Origin of the sequence: Chachezhania antarctica, from assembly GCF_003646465.1 — a bacterium.
GTDB classification, from domain to species: Bacteria; Pseudomonadota; Alphaproteobacteria; order Rhodobacterales; family Rhodobacteraceae; genus Chachezhania; species Chachezhania antarctica.
Genome location: NZ_QZEX01000012.1, coordinates 81,878 through 102,291, shown reverse-complemented (window position 1 = coordinate 102,291; position 20,414 = coordinate 81,878). Strand labels below are relative to the sequence as shown.

Sequence of the window (20,414 nt, the reverse complement as noted above, 5' to 3'; positions counted from 1 at the left end):
GAAAGGCCAATCATGACCGACCACAACGATCAGGTGATCCTTGACGCGCTCGACAAGTTCCTGAAAACGGATGTCGATCCTTATGTCCATGATCTTGAGGCGCGGGATGAATATCCGCACGACATAGTCGCCAGGATGAAGGAAATGGGCCTGTTCGGCTGTATCATCGAAGAGCAGTACGGTGGGCTGGGCCTGTCGGCCAGCACTTATGCCCGGATCGTCGCCCGCATCACACAAAGCTGGATGTCGCTGTCGGGGATCATCAACAGCCATCTCATCATGGCCTCGGCGGTGCAGCGACACGGCACGTCCCGGCAAAAGGCCCGGTTCCTGCCACGTTTTGCCACCGGGGAACTGCGCGGTGGCGTCGGGCTGACCGAACCTGATTGCGGTACCGATCTGCAAGCAATCCGCACCACCGCCCGGCGGGACGGTGACGAATACGTGGTCAACGGCTCCAAGACCTGGATCACCAATTCGCAAGAGGGCGATTGCCTGGCGCTGTTGGTCAAGACCGACAAGACGGCCACGCCGCCGCATCGGGGCATGAGCCTGTTCATCGCCGAAAAGGGGCCGGGGTTTGCCGTTACCCGCAAACTGGAAAAACTGGGCTATCGCGGCATCGACACTTGCGAATTGCAATTCGACGACTACCGCTTGCCCGCCGAAAACCTGATCGGCGGGGCCGAGGGCCGGGGGCTGCAACAGGTCCTGTCCGGGCTGGAACTTGGGCGCATCAACGTGGCCGCGCGGGGCGTCGGTCTGGCGCAGGCGGCGCTTGATATGGCCGTGGCCTATGCCCAGACGCGCAAGGCCTTTGGCAAGCCGATCTGCGAACATCAGGCGATTCAGCTGAAACTGGCCGAAATGGCCACCCGCGCCGAAGCCGGGCGGCTGCTTACCGAAAGCGCGGCGAGGGCCTATGATCAGGGCGCGCGCTGCGACATGGAGGCCGGCATGGCCAAATATTCAGCCACCGAAGCGGCGCAGGCCAATGCACTGGATTGCATGCGCATCCACGGGGCCTATGGCTATTCCAAGGAATTCGACGTCGAACGGCTCTATCGCGACGCGCCGCTTTTGCTGATCGGCGAAGGCACCAACGAATTGCAGCGCATCATCGTCGCGCGGCAACTGATCGAACGACACCCGGTATGAGCACCGCCCAGATCGCGGGACAACCGCGCTATGCCCAAGTGGCGCAGGCATTGATCGAGGATATTCAGGCGGGCCGTTACCCGGTCGGCACCCTCTTGCCCACCGAACAGGAGTTGTGCCGCCAGTTTGACATATCCCGGCACACCGTGCGCGAGGCGACCGGGCGGTTGCAGTCCCTGGGGCTTGTCACCCGCAGGCCCGGCATCGGCACACGGGTGCGGTCGGATCGGGTCAGCCAGCGATATGTGCAGGTCGGCGATTCGGTCTCGGATCTGTACCAATATGAGCGCGACGTGACCTTCAGCCTGAAACAGGTGGCAGATGTCGAGGCCGAGGGCGGGATCGCGGACCTGCTGGGTGGCGCATCGGGCCAGATCTGGACCCGGTTGCAGGGGCTGCGGTCCAAGCGCGACGCGCCATCGCCAATTGCCCTGACCGATATCTATGTTGCGCGCAGCTTTCGCGGCGTGTGCGATGTGGTTGACGACTCGGGCCTGCCGGTCTGGTCGCTGATCGAACAGCGCTACGGGGTTTCTCCGGCCGAGGTACGCCAGCAAATCGGGGCGGCGCTGCTGGACGAGGGCGCGGCAGCCCTTTTGCGGGCCACGCCCGGCGATCCGGCGCTGCGGGTTACGCGCCACTATCTGAATGGCAGCGGGGCAACCTATCTGGTGGCCATCAACCTTTACCCGGCCGATCGCTTTACTTATTCAAACACGTTGCGGATCGAAAGCCGGGCACCGGGATCGCGCGCAGGCTAGAGGACCAGATGGAACGATCTTTGCTTTTTGTGCCGGGTGACAGACCGGCGCGTTTCGACAAGGCGGCGGCCAGCGGCGCGCATGGCGTGATCCTTGATCTCGAAGATGCGGTCCTGCCCGAGGCCAAGCGCCCCGCGCGGGATGCGATTACCGGCTGGCTGGCGGGCCATGCCGGGGGCACGGCCGGTGTCGCGGTTCGCATCAACGGGATCGGAACCGATTGGCACGCGGGCGACATCGCCGTTCTTGGCGCAGCAGGGGTCGGTGCCGTCATGTTGCCCAAGGCCGAGGACGATGTTGCAACGGCGGCTTTTGTCGCCGCCCTCCCGCGTCCGATGCCGGTGATCGCCCTGATCGAAACGGCGCGCGGGTTGTGGAATGCCGATCGTATCGCCTCTGTTCCGGGGATTGCGCGGCTGGGCTTCGGATCGGTGGATTTTCAGCTCGATTGCGGTATCGACGACGAAGACGAGGGGCTTCTTCTTGCGCGCTCGCGCATTGTCGTGGCCTCGGCCATGGCCGGGCTTCCGGCGCCGCTGGACGGGGTCTGTGTCGCGCTCGATGACGAACACCGGCTGAAAGAGGATACTGCCCGTGCCAGACGGCTGGGGTTTGGCGGCAAGATGTGCATCCACCCCCGGCAGGTGGGCACCGTCAACCGGGGGTTCGCCCTGAGCGACCGGGAACGGGACTGGGCGCAGCGGGTTGTTGCCGCTGCGGACACGGTCGGATCGAAGGGCGCGGTCCAGCTTGACGGGCGCATGATCGACGCGCCGGTGGTCGAACGGGCGCGCAATATGCTGGAGGCGGACAGATGAAGGATCTGCCGGTCTACGCCGACGAACTGATACCGCTGATGCAGGCGCTTGACCTCGGCGGCGCAAGGGTTCTGGATCTCGGATGCGGCAACGGCGGGTTAAGCCGCCGTATCGCGCGCGAGGCGGCTGCCGCGCATGTGACCGGCATCGACGCCGAGGCCGCGCAGATTGCCCGCGCCGTCGAAAAGGATGCCCCGGCTGTGTTCTTTCTGCAGGGCCGGGGCGAGGCACTGCCCCTGAAAACGGCAAGTATGGATGCCGCCATAATGATGAAATCGCTGCATCACGTGCCGATTCCGTCCATGGATACCGCCCTGGCCGAGCTTGCGCGCTTGCTGCGGCCCGGCGGGCCTATATCTGCGAACCCGCCTATGAGGGCGCGTTCAACGACGTTTTGCGGGTATTTCACGATGAAGGCCCCGAACGCGCCGCGGCGCTGGCGGCGATTGAGCGCAGCCTGGACGCCGGGCTGTTCCTGATGTCCCGGCGTTTCGATTATCTGCGTCCGCTCGCCTTTCGCGACCTCAACGATTTCCGGGCCAGAATGACGGACCTGCCCTAGCTGAAATCCAGGATCACGCCCGCGATCGAAACGCAGGTTGCCCGCCTTTGGGGTCGGTATCAATCCCCTGGCGGCAGCGCCGAATTCAAAGGCCGGATGCTGGTTCTCGTGCTGGAAAAACCCAAAGCCTGACGGTGGGTTTGGCCGACGGAAAGGGCGGGCGGGATGCCGCCGATCCGTCGCTGGATGGTATCCGCTGGCGCGGTGCCCTTGGCCTTCAGAACGATCTTGGCATGTCGAGGATATGTTCTCCGACATATGACAGGATCAGGTTGGTCGAGATCGGGGCCACCTGATACAGCCGGGCCTCTCGGAATTTGCGTTCGACATCGTATTCCCGTGCGAAACCGAAGCCGCCATGGGTCTGAATGCAGGCATTGGCCGCTTCCCAGCTGGCCTCGGAGGCCAGCAGTTTGGCCATGTTCGCCTGTGCGCCGCAATCCTGGCCCGCGTCGAAACGCCGGCAGGCCTCGAACCGCATCAGGTTGGCGGCTTCGACGTTCACGAAAGCCTTGGCGATAGGGAATTGCACGCCTTGGTTCTGGCCGATGGGACGGTCAAAGACCACGCGGTCACCGGCATAGGCGCGGGCCTTTTCGGTGAACCAGTATCCATCACCGATACATTCCGCCGCAATCAGGGTCCGTTCGGCGTTCAACCCGTCAAGAATATGGTAAAATCCGCGCCCCTCGGTCCCAATCAGGTTCTCGGCGGGGATTTCCAGGTTGTCGAAAAACACTTCATTGGTTTCGTGGCCGGGCATGTTGGCGATGGGGCGGACCTCCATCCCGTTGCCGATTGCCTCTTTCAGATCGACCATAAAGATCGACAGGCCCTGCGACTTTTTCTTGACCTCGCTCAGCGGCGTGGTGCGTGCCAGCAGGATCATCAGGTCGGAATGCTGGATACGGCTGATCCAGACCTTCTGGCCATTGATCTCATACCGGTCACCCTTCTTGACCGCGGTGGTCTTCAGTTTGGTGGTGTCGGTCCCGGTTGTCGGTTCGGTCACGGCCATGGATTGCAGGCGCAACGCGCCGCTGGCGATGCCGGGCAGGTATTTCTGCTTTTGCTTCTCCGAACCGTGCCTGAGAAGCGTGCCCATGTTATACATCTGCCCGTGGCAATGGCCCGCGTTGCCGCCGCAGCGGTTCACCTCCTCCATGATGATCGAGGCTTCGGTCAACCCCAGGCCCGAGCCGCCGTATTCTTCTGGGATCATCGCGGCGAGCCAGCCCTCGCGGGTCAGCGCATCGACGAATTCCTCGGGGTAGGTTTCGCGGCGGTGATAGTCGGGCGGGAACTGCGCGCAAAGCGCGCGCATGGCGTCGCGCAGGTCGTTATGGCTGTCGGGGGCCGAGGTCTGCATCGCTTATGCCGCCCCCGGACCCGACGTTTCAAGAATTTCCTGCTCGGCACGCTGCCACAGCTCATAGGAAATCGGGTTTTCGCTCTCTTCGAGGATATGACCGACCAGCCCGATGGACCGCGCCATGACGCCAAAGCCGCGCACGATCTTCCAGGGAAAGCCGAATTCACAGCAGATCGCCCCGATCGCGCCGGTGGCGTTGATCGGCAGCATCTTACCCGATTTTTCTTCGGCAACGGCCTGAATTTTCTGGATCAACTCGATGTATTCACCGGACTTGCCGTTCTCGGCAGCGATCTGGAACAGGCGCGGGGTGCGCGGATCGACCGGTTTGTGCACCGGATGGCCCAGCCCCGGCACGATCATCCTGCGGGCGCGGAATTTTTCTACCGTCTCGACGGCCAGCGCATCCAGATCGACACCGGTGCCCAACTTGTCCTGTGGCAGTGCCTCGTAAAGCATTTTCGAGGCACCTTCCATAGAACCGACAAAGACGGTGCCCAGCCCACACAAGCCAGCCGCCACAGCCGCCTGAAGCGATTCCGGCGCCCCCATATAGGTCATCCGCGCCGCCAGGGCCGAGGGCGTGATACCATGTTCGACCAGGGTAATGACGATGGCGTTAAAGACGCGGCTTTCCTCGGGCGTGGCCTTGCGGCCCGTCAGTTGCAGGAACGCCAGATCGCCAAGGCTCATGTGGCCCAGGATCTCGTTGGGCAGATCGAGCCCACGCACGCTGATCTTGTCAGAGGTGCTCCAGGCAATGTCAGAGCTGATTTTTTCTTTGCGTTTTCCCATCAGACCGGATCCCACGAAAAGACATCCGCCGAAACCTCGAGCGGCGTGAATTGCGATTTGAGCGCGGGAATGGCGCGCTCGGCGATTTCATCTGCGGTCCAGCCATCGCCGGAATGAACCGAGCGCACCGGGCGGGGCTGGTTGAACAGGAAAATCTCGTTGTTGCGCACGGCAAAGATCTGTCCGCTGACGCCTTCGGCCCTGTCGGACATCAGGAAACAGGCCATCGGCGCCACTTTGGCGGGCGTCATCTGCTTGAGCTTTTCAACCCGCGCCTCCTGTTCGGGCGTGTCGGTCTTGATCGAGGAAATCATCCGGCTCCAGGCGAAGGGCGCGATGCAGTTCGACCGCACGTTCCAGCGTTTCAGGTCAAGCGCGACCGATTTCGAGAAGGCCGCGATGCCCAGCTTTGCCGCCGAGTAATTCGCCTGCGCCAGATTGCCGATCAGCCCCGAGGTCGAGGTCATATGCACCAGCGCGCCGCCCTCCTGTTCGCGGAAATAATCGGCCGCCGCGCGGCTGGTGTTGAAGGCGCCATAAAGATGAACCTTCACCACCGCGTCGAAATCCTCGTAGGTCATTTTGTGGAAGAACCCGTCGCGCAGGATGCCGGCGTTGTTCACCACCGCGTCGATGCGGCCGAATTCCTTGACACCCGCCTCGATCATCGCGCGCGCGGCGTCCGAATCGGTGACGTTGCCGCCATCGGCGATCGCATCGCCGCCCGCCGCCTTGATCTCTTCGACGACTTTCTGCGCCGCAGTTTCTGTCTGACCGGTGCCTTTCAGGGATGCGCCCAGATCATTGACCACCACGGCGGCGCCTTCTGCGGCTGCCATCAAGGCGATATCACGCCCAATCCCGCCACCCGCGCCCGTGACAAGAACAACCTTGCCGTCAAGTGCTGTCTTTACTGACATTCCGTTTCCTCTCTTTCGTCAACTGTTGTGGGTCCCGAGCGCGGACGCCCGAAAACGATGTGTTCGATCCGGGCGGCGACATCGGCAAGCGTTTGACCGACCTTTGCCAGACCGTCATCCGAATGCTGTCCGGCAATTGTGATGCTGCTCATCGCGAGGCGGGGAACCTGGGTCGCGTCACATGCCAGTGCGGCAACCATGTCCAGCCCCCGGAACAGATGGCCGCGATCCTGCGCCGACCCGCTGTCGCGCGCCGCGATCACATCCTGCCAGTAGCTTTCAAAACCCGGGGCGTCCTGCCAGCGAATCGTGTCATAGCCACGGCGCGCCGCGGCCTTGTCCAGCCCCAGCGCGGCGGCATAGCAACGCCCGGTGGCACCTGCGAAAACCGGCAAACGGCTGTTTGGCGCGATCACGACCTGCACGGTGCCGGGCGCCACGAAACGGTCGGTCAGAACGATGCGGTCGTCCTGGGTGATTTGCCACAGGGCGATCATCACGCCGTGATCATGGGCAATCGCGCTGAGCGCCGGGCGAATGAGATCGCCGGGGCTGGACCCGATCAGCGGGATGGCAAATTCCAGCAAACCCATTGCAACGCCATAGGTTTTTTCATCCGCGTCAAAGGTGATCAGCCCCTCTTGGTGCAGCGTGCGCAGGATCTTGAACACCGACGAAACGCTCAGCCCGGATTGCCGGGCGATCTCTGTTGCCCCCTGCGGGCGGCCGCTGGCCGCGATCAGGCGCAGGATCCGTGTGGCGTTTTGCACGGCTGGGACAAATTGGGTGTTCTGCTCGTCGACCATCGTATTTCCTATATGGAATGATATTTACTATACGAAAAGGTATTGCTATAGCAAGCCTGATTTCGTGATGAAAAGGGGGAAATGACATGGCTGCGGGCGTGGATTCGGATGTCTTTGAACAATTGTTGGTGGCGGTGGACAGGTTCGCGCGCGAAAGACTGATCCCGGCCGAAAAGCGGGTCGAGGAAGAGGACGATATTCCCGAGGACATCGTCTCGGAGATGAAGGACATGGGGCTGTTCGGCCTTTCGACCCCCGAGGAATACGGCGGCATCGGCATCAACGTCCCCCAGGAGGCCCGGTTGATCGAGGCGCTGTGCTATGCCTCGCTTAGCTTTCGGTCCCTGATCGGCACCAATGTCGGCATCGGATCGCAGGGTATCGTGATGGACGGCACACCCGAGCAAAAACAAAGCTGGCTGCCGGCGGTTGCCAGTGGCGATGTCATCGCCTCTTTTGCGCTGACCGAACCCGACAACGGATCGGATGCGGCCGGCATTCGCACCGCGGCGCGGCGTGACGGGTCGGATTTCGTGATCAACGGCACCAAGCGCTATATCACCAATGCGGTGCGCGCAGGTGTGTTCACCGTTTTCGCGCGCACCGATCCCGACAAGCCGGGCGCCGACGGGGTTTCGGCCTTTATCGTTCCGGCCGACACGCCGGGCATCACCGTTGCCAAACCCGACAAGAAGCTGGGGCAGAAGGGCACCAAGACCTCGGATGTGATTTTCGAGGATGTGCGCGTTCCCGAAACCGCGATCATCGGCGGGCCGGATCGGATCAATCAGGGGTTCCGGACGGCCATGAAGGTGCTGGACCGGGGCCGCATTCATGTCGGCACAATGGCCGTGGGGCAGGGGCAGCGGATGCTGGACATTGCCACCGATTATGCGCTGGAACGCAAACAATTCGGCAAACCCATCGGCGAACACCAGTTGGTTCAGGGCCTGTTGGCGGATTGTCAGGCCGATTTGCAGGCGGCGCGGGCGCTGGTCAGGGCCACCGCCGATACCTTTGATCGGGAAGGCAAGGCGATTCTGGAAGCGTCCTGCACGAAATATTTCTGCACCGAGGCCGCGGGCCGTATCGCCGACAGGGCGCTGCAGATCCACGGCGGGGCAGGATATATGGCCGAATATGACATCGAACGGCTCTATCGCGACATCCGGCTTTTGCGGATCTACGAAGGCACCAGCCAGATACAACAGTTGGTGATCGCGCGCCGCACCCTGGCGGACCGGATGGGCTGACCGGCAATCGCCACGATATGAATTGAGGACCAGTTATGAATACGCTTGATCAACTCTCCAATCTGATATCGCCCGGATCCGTTGCCGTGATCGGTGCCTCGGACGACCCGCTGCGGATCGGCGGGCGCCCGATCGCCGCCATGCTGAAGGCGGGTTACCGGGGGCGTATTCTGCCGGTCAACCCCAAGCGGGACGCAGTTCAGGGGTTGCCCTGCTTTGCCAGCGTCGCCGATCTGCCCGAAACGCCGGATGCCGCATTGATCGCGGTTCCGGCAAAACTGGTGCCCCGGACATTGGCCGATCTGGGGGCCAAAGGGTGCCGGGCGGCAACCCTGTTTTCGTCAGGCTTCGCCGAAACCGGCGCCGAAGGCGAAGCCGCGCAACGCGAACTGGTCGCCCTTGCGCGCAAACACGGGATCCGCCTGCTCGGGCCGAACACATTGGGGGTCTATAACGCGGAAATCGGGTATTTCGGTACGTTTTCCTCATCGCTCGATCTGGGCTTTCCCCGCCCCGGCACGATCGGCATCGCCAGCCAGTCCGGCGCGTTCGGTGCCCATCTGAGCGCCCTGGCGCGCCAGCAGGGGTTGGGTTCGTCGGTATTGATCACCACCGGAAACGAGGCCGACATCACGGTGTCGGACGCCATTTCCTGGATGGTTCAGAGCGACAGGACCAACGTGATCTGCGCCTATATGGAGGCGATAAACGACGCCGACGCGCTGTTGGCCGCGCTGGATGCGGCGCGCAGGGCGGGCAAGCCGGTGATCCTGCTCAAGGCGGGACGATCCGCCGTGGGGGCCCGCGCGGCGGCATCGCATACCGCCTCGCTGACCGGAAACGCGGTGGTGGCCGATGCGGTCCTGTCCCAGCACGGCGCGATCCTGGTGCAGGATTCCGAAGCGATGATGGACATAGCCTATGTCGCCTCCAGGGGCGTCTTCCCCTCGACACGCTCGCTTGGGGTTGTCACGGTCAGCGGGGGCGCGGGGATCGTGGCCAGCGACGCGGCCGAAGGTCTGGGCCTGCCCATGCCCCCCATGCCCGATGCGGTCCAGAAACGCCTGAAGGATTTATTGCCATATGCGTCGCCGGTGAACCCGCTTGACTGCACGGCGCAGGCTCTGAACGATCCTTCGTTGTTCGAGAAATTCACCAGTGTCGCCCTGGAAGAAGGCGGTTATGGCGCGGCGCTGTGTTTTCTGACCTATGTGGCCGGGGCACCGGCAATGTCCGAGGTGATCCTCAAGGCGATGGCGCCGCTGCGCCGGGACCATCCCGACCGGATCATCGCCCTGTGCGCCCTGGGCGACCCCGAGATCTTGCGCCGGTATGACGATGCCGGCATTCTGGTGTTCAACGATCCCTGCCGCGCGGTCCGCGCGATTGATACCGTGTTGCGCTATTCCGAGGCAGGGACAGCCCCGGCCAAGGTGCCTCTTCCGCAGGCCGGGCCGGTGGCCCTGCCGGACAGCAGCCCCGACGAAGCACGGGCCAAAGACATCCTGCAGGCCTGGGGTATCGCCGCCGCGCCGGAATACGCCGCCGCCGATGCCGATGAGGCCGTGAAGGCCGCCGAACGGTTCGGCTATCCGGTGGTGATGAAAATCCTGTCGCCCGACATCGTGCATAAATCTGACATCGGCGCGGTCCGGCTGGACATTGCCGATGCCGATGCCGTTCGCGCGGCCCATGGCGCGATCCTGGCCGCGGCGGCGCGGCACGCGCCCGACGCAGAGGTGACCGGCGTGCTGGTGGCAAAGCAACTGTCGGGCGGGGTCGAATGCCTGATGGGCATCAACCGCGATGCGACCTTCGGGCCGGTTGCCGTTTTCGGCCTGGGGGGCATTTTCGTCGAGCTTCTGAACGATGTCGCGGTACGGGCCTGCCCCTTTGGCCCGGATGAGGCGCGCGAGATGATCCTGTCCATTCGCGGTTCGGCGATCCTGCAGGGGCTGCGCGGCCAGGCCCCGGCCGACATCGACGCCCTGGCCGGGATGCTGTCGCGGCTTTCGGTCTTTGCCGCCGGGGCCGGAGAGCGGCTGATGTCGATCGACCTCAATCCGGTTCTGGCCATGCCAGAGGGGCAGGGGGCCTATGCGCTGGACGCGGTGATCGAACTGGAACCGGTCGGGCATGGCGGTGACACCACCTGACAGCGGTGCCTAAAGGCGCGTCCCGGGCCATTGGCCCGTGGCAACCATATCGTGAATCTCGTCGGTCAGGAAATCGGCGAACCGGCGGTGCAGTTGCGATACCGGCACCAGACCCGGCGTCATCAGAACCAGCGTCCGGTCCAGTTCCGGGTCTTCGATGGCGCGCGTCACCAATCGGCCAGCCTCCATTTGCGGTATCACGCTGACCTTGGGCAGGATCGTATAACCGCGGCCACGTTCCACCAGACCCAACATGGCTTCGAGAATGTCGATCTCGTAGACGACATTCAGCGCCACCCCTTCGGCCTGCGCGGCGGCATTGATTTTCGACCGCAACCCGTGACCCGTATTCGGCAGGATCAGCGGCAGTGACAGCGCCTTGCCAAGGGCGATCGGCTTTTCGTCCACCGGGGCGGCGGAAGGCGGCTGAACCAGAAACAGCTTTTCCCGCAGCATCGGGCGGGTATCGACCAGGGTCGATTTCTGTTCGCCGTATGCAACGCCAAGATCAATCTTGCCCCGCGCAAGCCAGTCCTCAATATGCCCGCTGAACCCGGCGGACACCTGAAGCTTGAGCGCGGGATGCGCCTGCATCGTGCGCTCAATCAGATGCGTGGCTAGGATATTGGACACGGTCGGAGGCAGTCCAAGCCGGACCGTCCCGACAAGCGGCGCCTGTTCCTGCGAAAACGCCCCGGTCAGGTGCTGAACGTCCTCCAGGATGGATTTGGCCCGGCGCGCGAATTCAAGCCCATCCTCGGTCGGGGACACGCCGCGGCCGTGCCGGAGCAAAAGCGGAACCTTCAACTCATCCTCCAGCGCCCTGATCTGCCGGCTCAGCGCCGATTGGGCCACAGCCAGCCGTTCAGCGGCTGCCGTAAAGCTGCGCTGTTCGACAATCTGAACGAAGTAGCGAAGTTGGCGAAGGTTCATCCATGCCGTTCCGGTATGGCAGATATAAAAGTTGAGTATTTCTCGTATATGACCTCATCTGATAGCATTCAACGGTTGGGTTTGCACATTTCAGGGCCGGTCCCTGGCGGGGGCGCACGGTTGCCGGGATCAACAAGTCGGCCGCAACCGCTGACGGCCACCATCATGCGGCACCCCGATGAGAAGACAGGAGGGGGAACGATGATCGGGAGGGTCTTTAGTTGAATGCATTGGTTCCACCAGATCAGATAACCGACTGGATTCCGGGCAGGCGGACCGTGGACAGCACCTCGCGCGGCTGGCAGGGGCTTGAATTCATCGGGTACAAATATGCCTCGCAGGATGTCGAGATCCCCGAGATGCGCGATTACATGATCGTCGTCTACCGGGGTCAGGCCGCCCGGATGGGGCGTTCCGATGGCGGGAAATGGCAGGAAGAGACCGTTGAACCGGGTGTGGTTTCCCTGTTGTCGCGGGCCGAGATGTCACGATGGGCTTGGAACGCGCCAATTGACGTTCAGCACATCTATCTGTCCCATGAGTCCATCAGCGAGGTCGCCTGCGAGATCTATGACCGCCCCCTGGAAGACATCGAAATCCACGATCATGTGCGGCGCGAGGACAATGTCTTTCCGCGAATCGCCGAGGCGCTGACCAGCGAGTTGACCGCAAATTCGGCGGGCGCGGATCTGCTGGCGGGTACGCTCAGAACCCAAAGCTGCATCCATCTGTTGCGCAACTACGCCAATTTCCGGTTCCGCGAGGTGCCGTCTTCGGGCGGGTTCGGCGCGACGGAACGCCGGCTTCTTGACGAATATATCCGCAACCATCTGTCACGGAAAATCGCGCTGGACGACATGGCGGCTGTTGTCGGGCTAAGCAGTTTTCATTTCCTGCGCAAATTCAAGGAAAGCTATGGGCAAACGCCCCATCACCATGTGACCGCCGAACGGATCCGCCGCGCCAAGAGTTTATTGAACAGTTCGAACATGCCGATTGCATGGATCTCGGACGAGACCGGGTTTTCGGATCAAAGCCATTTCACCAGGGTCTTTCGCGAAACTGTCGGCGTTACCCCCGCGAAGTTCCGCCGCGGCTGAGGTTTCCCGCGGCTTTGTTGCACAAATCCAATGACGGGCAGATTTCCCCTTTCCCCGGACGGACTTATCCTACGGGCTCTGTGACGGGAATGCCGAGAGCAGTGTAGCGGTTGAGCACGGCGATGCGGATTTGGATTTCCGCGACCTGCCGGTCGAAGTCCCGGGCCATCACGGATTGGCCAAGCAGTTTCATGCAGTGCATCTTGCTTTAGACGCAGCTTCGGCGGTGGTATCCGGTCAGTTTTCGCCACAACGCACGGCCCAGGTATCGTGAGGCCCGCACTGCCTCGTTCCGGGCGATGGCACCGGCGCTCGTGGGCTTCCAGGGTTTGGCATTCTTGCGGGGCGGGATCACGGCATCGGCGTGTCGGGCAGCAATCGCCTCGTGGCACTTGCGGGTGTCGTAGGCGCCATCCGCGGTGACCGACCCAATCTCCTGATTGGGTGGAATTTGTTCGAGCAATTCGGGCAACATGGGCGCATCGCCGATGTTACTGCCGGTGATTTCGACAGCCCGGACCTCCAGTGTTTCCGCATCAATCCCGAGGTGGATCTTACGCCAGATGCGCCGCTTCGGGCCGCCATGCTTGCGCGCGTTCCACTCGCCTTCGCCCTCCGACTTGATGCCAGTGCTGTCGATGAGAAGGTTCAGCGGTCCCGTAGAGCCGCGATACGGCAGGCGCACGTTCAACGTCTTCTGGCGGCGGCTCAGTGTGCTGAATCCCGGCACCGTCCAGTCCACTCCGACCAGACGCAGGAGACTTTCCACGAACCCGGTCGTTTGCCGCAACGGAAGACCAAATAGAACTTTCAGGGTCAGGCAGGTCTAAATCGCCGCGTCGCTAAAGCTCTGCTGTCGGCCGCGCCTGCCGCTTGGCGGGGGTGTCCAGGTCATCTCGGGATCAAACCAGATCGTCAGTGATCCGCGCTGCTTCAGCGCGCTATTGTAAGCGGACCAGTTCGTGGTCTTGTACCTTGTTGGTGCCCAGCTGCTCATGACCTCCAGCTATCACACTGGATTCACGACATGAATCCCCTCACGCCATTTGTGCAACAAAGCCGTTTCCCGCCAATCGCGCACCATGGCGGGCGGTAGTGTCCCGAGAGATGGTGTAAGAGCGCCGACCTTCGGAGAGGTCCAAGGCTGATCAGGTCGCCACGGCGGATAGCCTGACGGTTGTAGTGTCGGTGACACGCGCCAGGCTTTCAAGAGACATGTATCTCCGCGCGACCGTCCATTCGTCATTGGTCTCGAGCATCAGCGCACCGACGAGACGGACGATTGCCTCGTCGTTCGGGAAGATGCCGACGACGTCGGACCTGCGCTTGATTTCCCGGTTCACCCGCTCCAGTGGGTTCGTCGACGCGATCTGGGCCCAATGCTCGCGCGGAAAATCCATGTAGGCGAGGACGTCGTCGCGCGAGGCGTCCATGAGGGCGCCGAGCCTCGCCTGCTTCTCGCGCAGCGCGTCCGCCACGACCTCCCACTGGGCTTCGGCATCCGCCTTGTTTTCCTGGGCGAAGATCGTCTTCAGCATTGCCGCCACGGCCGTGCGCTGCTTGGTCGGAGCATGGGCAAGAGCGTTTCTCATCCAGTGAACGCGACAGCGCTGGTGCGTCGCGTCGAACACCCGCCGCGCGGCAGCCCGCAGCCCCTTGTGGTCATCGGAGACCACCAGCTTCACGCCGCGCAGGCCACGGTCGGCGAGAGAGCGCAGGAAGTCGGTCCAAAACGTTTCTGCTTCGGAAGGACCAGTGGCGACGCCGAGAACCTCGCGCTTGCCGTCCTCGTTTACAGCCACCGCTATTATCACGGCGCGGCTGATGATCCGCCCGCTCTCGCGCACTTTCACGTAGGTCGCGTCGAGCCAGAGATAGGGCCAAGCGCCTTCGAGCGGCCGGGAGAGGAATGCATTCACCCGCTCGTCGATTTCGACACAAAGGCGACTGACTTGGCTCTTCGACATGCCGCCAGCGCCCATCGCCTTCACCAGATCGTCCACGGAGCGCGTGGAGACGCCGTGGACGTAGGCTTCCTGGATCACCGCCACCAGCGCCTTCTCAGCCGTCCGTCGCGGCTCCAGGAAGCTGGGCAGGTAGCTCCCCTTTCTCAGCTTCGGGATTTCCAGCGCGATCCGCCCGGCACGAGTGTCCCAGTCGCGGTCCCGGTAACCGTTCCGCTGAACCTCCCGCAGGGGAGAGCGAACGCCCTTCCCGGCACCGGTTCGCGCCTCGACCTCCACTTCCATGATCCGCTCGGCCGCGAAGGCCAGCATCTCGCGCACGAGATCGCCATCGGCCTGCTTCTCAACCAGCTCAATCAGCATCATTCTGTCATCGGTCATCGTCATCTCCGTTCTTGGTTCAAGGTCTCGCAACCCGAACCTTCTCGAAGATCGGCGGTGGCCGCCAGCGTCACACCCGGCCGCGCGCTGCGCTACGCCGGGGGCTCCGCGCGCGGCCTCCTACACCAAGCGGTGGGACACTACCTGGCGGGCGAAACCGCGGCAGCAATATCCAACCAAAGAAAAGCAGCATCGTCCAATACCGGCCAATTTTTTTCGACTAGCGTTCGTTTGTCCGGCGCATCGGTGCGGTGCCTGGACGGCGCTTTTGTTGGGGGGCAGCAAGCAATAGGTGGACAAGCCAATCCGGGAGGACGGATCGCTTCGGACCCTCAATACCGTGGATGAGGCCGCGCAACCCGAACCGGGTGCGTGGGCCTGAACTAAAATTCTTAGGAGGAGAAATGACCATGGCATCAAACGAGTCCGACTATCTGAGGGCGCTCTACCAGGATTGGAGCGACCGCATGACCGCCAATCCGGAGATGACGGTTCCGGATCTGCGCGCCCTGTTCGACGAATGGGAAAAACCGACAATGGAGCCCGAAGGCGTCACTTATAAATCCGACACCCTGGGCGGTGTGGATGGGGTCTGGGCCTATCCGGCCGGATGCGACCAAAGCAAGGTCATGGCATATACCCATGGCGGCGGCTTTGCGGTCGGATCATCGTCCAGCCACCGCAAAATGGCGGGTCATCTGGCCAAGGCCTTGGGGGTTTCGGCCTTCATTCTGGATTATCGCCGTGCCCCCGAACACCCGTACCCAGCCCAGATCGAAGACGCGGTTTCGGTTTATCAGGCGCTGGTCGACAACGGGATCAAGCCCGGAAACATCCTGACCGCCGGCGATTCCGCGGGTGGCAACTTGGCTGTGGCGACGGTCCTGAAGCTGCGCGATCTGGGGCTGACCCTGCCGGGCGCGGTCATTGCCTTTTCGCCCTGGCTGGACATGGAACTTTCTGGCGGCACGCTGTCCTCGAACGAGGCGACCGACGCGCTGGTATCGCGACCCGTCCTAGAAGGGATGCGCGGCATGTTCCTGGGCGAAGGCGGCGATCCGGCGGATCCGCTGGCAAACCCGCTGAAAAACGATTTCGCGGGCTATCCGCCGCTTTACATCAATGCCGGCGAGGTCGAAACCCTGCGGGACGATGCGACCCGCCTGGCCGACAAAACCAAGGCGGCAGGCGTCAACACGACCTTGTCGGTGGTGGACGGGATGCAGCACGTGTTCCCGTTCCTGGCCGGACGCGCCCCCGAGGCCGACGCGGAAATCGCCCGGATCGGCGCCTGGTACAAGGCTCTCTGACATCGCCTGAACCCATCACCCTTTCCGGCAAGGGGCCGGAAGGGCTGCATCTATTGCGGGTGCCCATGGCGGCCCCGCACCCCTTTGGGAGGACATCATGACACATACCAACACACATGGCGGCGATGTCGACGCCATCGTAATCGGGGCCGGCTTTGGCGGTCTCTATCAGGTCAAGAAACTGCGCGACGATCTGGGCCTCAAGGTCCAGGCCTATGACGACGCCCCCGGCGTGGGCGGCACCTGGCACTGGAACCGTTATCCCGGCGCCCTGTCGGACACGCCCAGCCATGTCTATCGCTATGCCTTTGACAAGGAACTGCTGCAGGAAAGCACCTGGGAAACCACCTATCTCACGCAGCCTGAAATCCTGACCTATCTGAACCGGTTCGCCGACAAACACGACCTGCGGCGCAGCTTTCAGTTCGAAACCAGGGTCACGGCGGCGCATTTCGACGAAGCCACAAACCTGTGGACCGTGACAACCAACAAGGGCGACACGGTAAAGGCCAAATATATTGTCTGCGGGCTTGGCCTGCTGTCGGCGATCAATACGCCCGACATCAAGGGCATCGGCAATTTCAAGGGCGAGCTGATCCATACCGGCCAGTGGCCCGAAGGTGTGGACCTGCAAGGCAAGCGTATCGGCGTCATCGGCACCGGATCGACCGGTCAGCAGGTGATCACCGCAACCGCCCCGCTGGCCGAGCATCTGACGGTGTTCCAACGGACGCCCCAATATAACGTGCCCGTGGGCAATCGCCCGCAATCAGCCGAAGAGATCGCCGAGATCAAGAAGAACTATGACGCGATCTGGGATCAGGTGTTCAATTCCGGTGTGGCCTTCGGGTTTGAGGAATCCACGATCCCGGCGATGTCGGTGTCCGAAGAGGAACGCGACCGGATTTTCCAGGATGCCTGGGACGAAGGCGGCGGGTTCCGGTTCATGTTCGGCACCTTCTGCGACATTGCCACGGATGAAGCCGCCAACAAGGCGGCGCAGAAATTCATCACCACGAAGATCAAGCAGATCGTGAAGGATCCCAAGACCGCCGAATTGCTGACGCCGACGGATCTTTATGCCAAGCGGCCTCTGTGCGGGCACAATTACTTCGAGGTCTATAACCGCGACAACGTTTCGCTGATCAACGTCAAGCAAAACCCGATCGACGAAATCACCGAGACCGGTATCCGGCTTGCCGATGGAACCGAATGCGAACTGGATATCCTGATCCTGGCGACCGGGTTTGATGCGGTTGAAGGCAACTATATGAAGATCGACTTCCGTGGACGCGGCGGCGTGACGCTGGCGGAACGCTGGAAGGACGGGCCGGACGGCTATCTGGGTGTCTCCGAAACCGGTTTCCCGAACCTCTTCATGATCCTCGGACCGAACGGTCCGTTTACCAATCTGCCGCCGTCGATCGAAACCCAGGTCGAATGGATCTCGGACGCGATCAAATATACCGAAGACAACGGCATAGCGGCCTTCGATCCGAAACCCGAGGCCGAGGAGGAATGGTTGGAGACCTGCCGCACAATCGCTGGCATGACGTTGTTCCCCAAGGCGGAATCCTGGATTTTCGGCGCCAATGTTCCCGGCAAGAAGAACGCGGTGCGGTTCTATCTGGGCGGTCTGATCAACTACCGGGCCGTGCTGAAAGAGGTGGCCGATTCCGGCTATGCCTCTTTCGAACAGACTCGCATTTCCGTGGCAGCGGAGTAACATCATTACCCGGTTTCCGCCGTCCTGTCTGGCGGCGGAAACCATTTATCAACTGAACCCAGGGAGGAAAGAATGGGACGAGTATCTGGAAAAGTCGCGATTGTCACCGGCGGCGCGATGGGCATGGGCAAGGCCCATAGTGAAACACTGGCCGCCGAAGGCGCCACCGTCTTTGTCACCGACATCGACGAAACGGCGGGCAATGCCGTGGTTGAAGGCATCCGCGCCTCTGGCGGCAAGGCCGAATTCATCAAGCATGACGCCGCCAGAGAAGCCGACTGGAACGCGGTGGCCGCAACGGTCAAGGAAAAAGCCGGCCGTCTGGACGTGCTGGTCAACAACGCGGGCATCCTGGTCCTGAAACCGGCGCATGAAACCGAACCGGATGAATGGGACAAGGTGTTCAACGTCAACGTAAAGGGTGTCTATCTGGGCATTCGCGCCTGCGTGCCTCTGATGAAGGACAGCGGCGGCGGGTCCATCGTGAATATCTCGTCGATCTATGGTCTCGTCGGTGCGCCGATGGCCGGGGCCTATATCGCCAGCAAGGGCGCGGTGCGGCTGATGACGAAATCCTGCGCTGTCGACCTGATCGAGCACGGCATTCGCGTCAACTCCATCCACCCCGGCGTTATCGACACCCCCATGACCAAGGATCTGCTGCACGGCGATGCCGAAACCCGCACCGCGATCATGGGGCCGACCCTGTTCGACCGGCCCTGCAAACCCGAAGAGGTGTCGCAGGCGGTTCTGTTCCTGGCCTCTGACGATGCGTCCTTCGTGCATGGCTCCGAACTTGTCGTGGACGGCGGATATACCTGCAACTGACGCTCTGCGTTCGAACGGTTGTGGCGGGCAGGGGGGCATCCCTGTTCGCCGCGCTGTCCGCGCATGCCAACGTTCGCGGAACCCAGCGTCGACACATAATCCGAGGATCTCATGACACCGCATCATCCCGAATACGGGCAGCCCGCGCTTTTCGTCGATGGCGAATGGATTACCACGACGCCGAAAATGGGCGAAGTGAACAACCCGGCGACAGGCGAAAGACTGGCCGATTTCCCGATGGCTGAACCCGCCCATATCGAACGCACGCTGAATGCGGCAGAGGCCGCCTTTCCGATCTGGTCGGGCATGTCCCTGTTGGACCGCAGCGCCATATTGCACAAGGCCGCTGCCGAACTGCGCAAAGACGCCGAAACCGCCGCTCGCCACATGACGTTGGAACTGGGCAAGCCCCTGGCCGAAAGCCGGTTGGAGATCGAAAACTGTGCCGCCCTGCTTGAATGGAGCGCGGATGCGGCGGCAGAGCTGAAGGATCGCTCCTTGGACGCAATGCCGGGATACGTGGCACGGACCATGCGCACGGAGCCGATCGGACCGATTGCTGCGATTGCGCCCTGGAATTTTCCTGCCTCGCTTGCGGCGCGCAAGATGGCGTCGGCGCTTGCGGTTGGGTGCCCGGTGGTGGTCAAGCCCGCCGAAGAAACCCCGATGTGCTTTCAGGCCGTCGCCAAGGCACTGGAGAAAGCGGGTCTGCCGCGCGGCACGCTCAATGTCCTGATCGGCGATCCGGGCCGGATCAGCGCGGCTTTGATTGCTTCGCCCGTAATCCGAAAGATCGCCTTTACTGGATCGACCCGGGTGGGCAAGATCCTTGGCGCGCAGGCCGGGGCCGAGGCCAAGCCATGTGTTCTGGAACTGGGCGGTCACGCCCCGGTAGTCGTATTCGACGACGCCGATCTGGACCGCGCGCTTGATCTTTCCGTCGCGACAAAGGCCCGCAACGCCGGGCAGGTCTGCATATCGCCGACGCGTTTTCTGGTGCAGGACGGGATCTGCGACGCCTTCGCCACCGGCTTTGCTAAGAAGTTTTCAATCCTGACCGTCGGTGACGGCATGGAGCCTGACACCCAGATGGGTCCGCTGATGAGCCCGGCCCGGATCGAGGCGGTGGATGCGTTGGTACAGGACGCCATCGCTCAGGGCGCACGGGTTCTGACCGGGGGAATGCGGTTGAACCGGCCCGGCAATTTTTACGCCCCCACGGTGCTGGCCGATGTCCCGCCCGAGGCGCGCATCATGCAAGAAGAACCCTTTGGCCCGGTGGCGATCGTCAACAGGTTCGCCGATTTCGACGACGCGGTGTCAAAGGCGAACAGCACTGATTTCGCCCTTGGTGCCTATGCCTTTACCGGTTCGCAGGATCGTGCCGACCGGATATCGGCGGCGCTGGATGCGGGCATGGTTGGCATTAACGGGTTTGGCTTAGTGTTTCTTGACTCCTCTCTCGGCGGGCGGCGCCAGTCGGGATATGGCCGCGAAGGCGGGATCGAGGGTCTGGAATCCTTCCTGACCAACAAATTCGTAGCGCAAGCTGAAATCTAAGGAGTTGTCAC

17 protein-coding genes and 1 pseudogene are annotated in these 20,414 nt (G+C 62.4%); 11 read left to right on the top strand and 7 right to left on the bottom strand.

Annotated features, from left to right (window positions below; genetic code table 11):
• The first annotated feature begins 12 nt into the window (after nt 1-12).
• Genes D4754_RS19655 through D4754_RS19640 form a run of 4 tightly spaced genes read left to right on the top strand, consistent with a single transcriptional unit; the run spans nt 13 to nt 3,216 of the window.
• Nucleotides 13-1,158: an acyl-CoA dehydrogenase family protein gene (locus tag D4754_RS19655; RefSeq protein WP_121066965.1), complete on the top strand. Its 1,146-nt coding sequence runs from the start codon at nt 13-15 to the stop codon at nt 1,156-1,158.
• The gene (locus tag D4754_RS19650) at nt 1,155-1,919 is read left to right on the top strand and encodes a GntR family transcriptional regulator (RefSeq protein ID WP_121066962.1); all 765 of its coding nucleotides are present in this window, start codon (nt 1,155-1,157) and stop codon (nt 1,917-1,919) included. The genes D4754_RS19655 and D4754_RS19650 overlap by 4 nt, the downstream gene beginning before the upstream one ends.
• Nucleotides 1,920-1,927: 8 nt before the next feature.
• On the top strand, nt 1,928-2,737 hold the full coding sequence (locus D4754_RS19645; protein WP_088626311.1) for an HpcH/HpaI aldolase/citrate lyase family protein: 810 nt from the start codon (nt 1,928-1,930) through the stop codon (nt 2,735-2,737).
• Nucleotides 2,734-3,216, top strand: coding sequence for a class I SAM-dependent methyltransferase (locus D4754_RS19640; protein WP_088626310.1), 483 nt, complete (start codon nt 2,734-2,736; stop codon nt 3,214-3,216). Before D4754_RS19645 ends, D4754_RS19640 begins: the two co-directional genes overlap by 4 nt.
• A 300-nt stretch (nt 3,217-3,516) precedes the next feature.
• Here the strand turns inward: D4754_RS19640 and D4754_RS19635 are convergent, their stop codons facing one another.
• Genes D4754_RS19635 through D4754_RS19620 form a run of 4 tightly spaced genes read right to left on the bottom strand, consistent with a single transcriptional unit; the run spans nt 3,517 to nt 7,192 of the window.
• Nucleotides 3,517-4,668, bottom strand: a complete 1,152-nt coding sequence (locus tag D4754_RS19635) for an acyl-CoA dehydrogenase family protein (RefSeq protein ID WP_121066959.1) — start codon at nt 4,666-4,668, stop codon at nt 3,517-3,519.
• Nucleotides 4,669-4,671: 3 nt separating this feature from the next.
• Nucleotides 4,672-5,466: a citryl-CoA lyase gene (locus tag D4754_RS19630; RefSeq protein WP_121066956.1), complete on the bottom strand. Its 795-nt coding sequence runs from the start codon at nt 5,464-5,466 to the stop codon at nt 4,672-4,674.
• A complete protein-coding gene (locus D4754_RS19625; RefSeq protein ID WP_121066953.1) occupies nt 5,466-6,386 on the bottom strand; it encodes an SDR family NAD(P)-dependent oxidoreductase in 921 nt (306 codons plus the stop codon). The genes D4754_RS19630 and D4754_RS19625 overlap by 1 nt, the downstream gene beginning before the upstream one ends.
• Nucleotides 6,377-7,192, bottom strand: a complete 816-nt coding sequence (locus D4754_RS19620; RefSeq protein ID WP_121066950.1) for an IclR family transcriptional regulator — start codon at nt 7,190-7,192, stop codon at nt 6,377-6,379. Before D4754_RS19620 ends, D4754_RS19625 begins: the two co-directional genes overlap by 10 nt.
• A gap of 86 nt (nt 7,193-7,278) precedes the next feature.
• On the opposite strand from D4754_RS19620, the gene D4754_RS19615 reads away from it, so the two are divergent.
• On the top strand, nt 7,279-8,445 hold the full coding sequence (locus D4754_RS19615; protein ID WP_121066947.1) for an acyl-CoA dehydrogenase family protein: 1,167 nt from the start codon (nt 7,279-7,281) through the stop codon (nt 8,443-8,445).
• A 35-nt stretch (nt 8,446-8,480) separates the two neighbouring features.
• Nucleotides 8,481-10,601 (top strand): acetate--CoA ligase family protein, encoded by a 2,121-nt coding sequence (locus D4754_RS19610; protein WP_121066944.1) that lies wholly within the window; start codon nt 8,481-8,483, stop codon nt 10,599-10,601.
• Nucleotides 10,602-10,610: 9 nt separating this feature from the next.
• Here the strand turns inward: D4754_RS19610 and D4754_RS19605 are convergent, their stop codons facing one another.
• A complete protein-coding gene (locus D4754_RS19605) occupies nt 10,611-11,534 on the bottom strand; it encodes a LysR family transcriptional regulator (RefSeq protein ID WP_121066941.1) in 924 nt (307 codons plus the stop codon).
• A 278-nt stretch (nt 11,535-11,812) separates the two neighbouring features.
• Between D4754_RS19605 and D4754_RS19600 the strand changes: the two genes are divergently transcribed.
• Nucleotides 11,813-12,634, top strand: a complete 822-nt coding sequence (locus D4754_RS19600; protein ID WP_121066938.1) for a helix-turn-helix domain-containing protein — start codon at nt 11,813-11,815, stop codon at nt 12,632-12,634.
• A 64-nt stretch (nt 12,635-12,698) separates the two neighbouring features.
• Here the strand turns inward: D4754_RS19600 and D4754_RS19595 are convergent.
• Together D4754_RS19595 and D4754_RS19590 are read right to left on the bottom strand one after the other, a co-directional pair.
• A pseudogene (locus D4754_RS19595) lies at nt 12,699-13,631 on the bottom strand (IS5 family transposase).
• Nucleotides 13,632-13,782: 151 nt separating this feature from the next.
• Entirely contained in the window at nt 13,783-14,979 is a 1,197-nt protein-coding gene (locus D4754_RS19590; protein ID WP_121067045.1) for an IS256 family transposase, read from the bottom strand.
• Nucleotides 14,980-15,389: 410 nt separating this feature from the next.
• Here D4754_RS19590 and D4754_RS19585 point away from each other — a divergent pair, with 410 nt between their 5' ends.
• The 4 genes from D4754_RS19585 (at nt 15,390) to D4754_RS19570 (ending at nt 20,403) form a co-directional block, all read left to right on the top strand.
• Nucleotides 15,390-16,289: an alpha/beta hydrolase gene (locus D4754_RS19585; RefSeq protein WP_088626556.1), complete on the top strand. Its 900-nt coding sequence runs from the start codon at nt 15,390-15,392 to the stop codon at nt 16,287-16,289.
• 97 nt (nt 16,290-16,386) lie between these two features.
• The gene (locus tag D4754_RS19580; RefSeq protein WP_121066935.1) at nt 16,387-18,015 is read left to right on the top strand and encodes a flavin-containing monooxygenase; all 1,629 of its coding nucleotides are present in this window, start codon (nt 16,387-16,389) and stop codon (nt 18,013-18,015) included.
• Nucleotides 18,016-18,087: 72 nt separating this feature from the next.
• Nucleotides 18,088-18,843 carry an SDR family NAD(P)-dependent oxidoreductase gene (locus D4754_RS19575; RefSeq protein ID WP_121066932.1) on the top strand — a complete coding sequence of 252 codons (756 nt, stop codon included), beginning with the start codon at nt 18,088-18,090 and terminating at the stop codon, nt 18,841-18,843.
• 111 nt (nt 18,844-18,954) lie between these two features.
• On the top strand, nt 18,955-20,403 hold the full coding sequence (locus tag D4754_RS19570; protein WP_121066929.1) for an NAD-dependent succinate-semialdehyde dehydrogenase: 1,449 nt from the start codon (nt 18,955-18,957) through the stop codon (nt 20,401-20,403).
• Nucleotides 20,404-20,414: the final 11 nt, after the last annotated feature.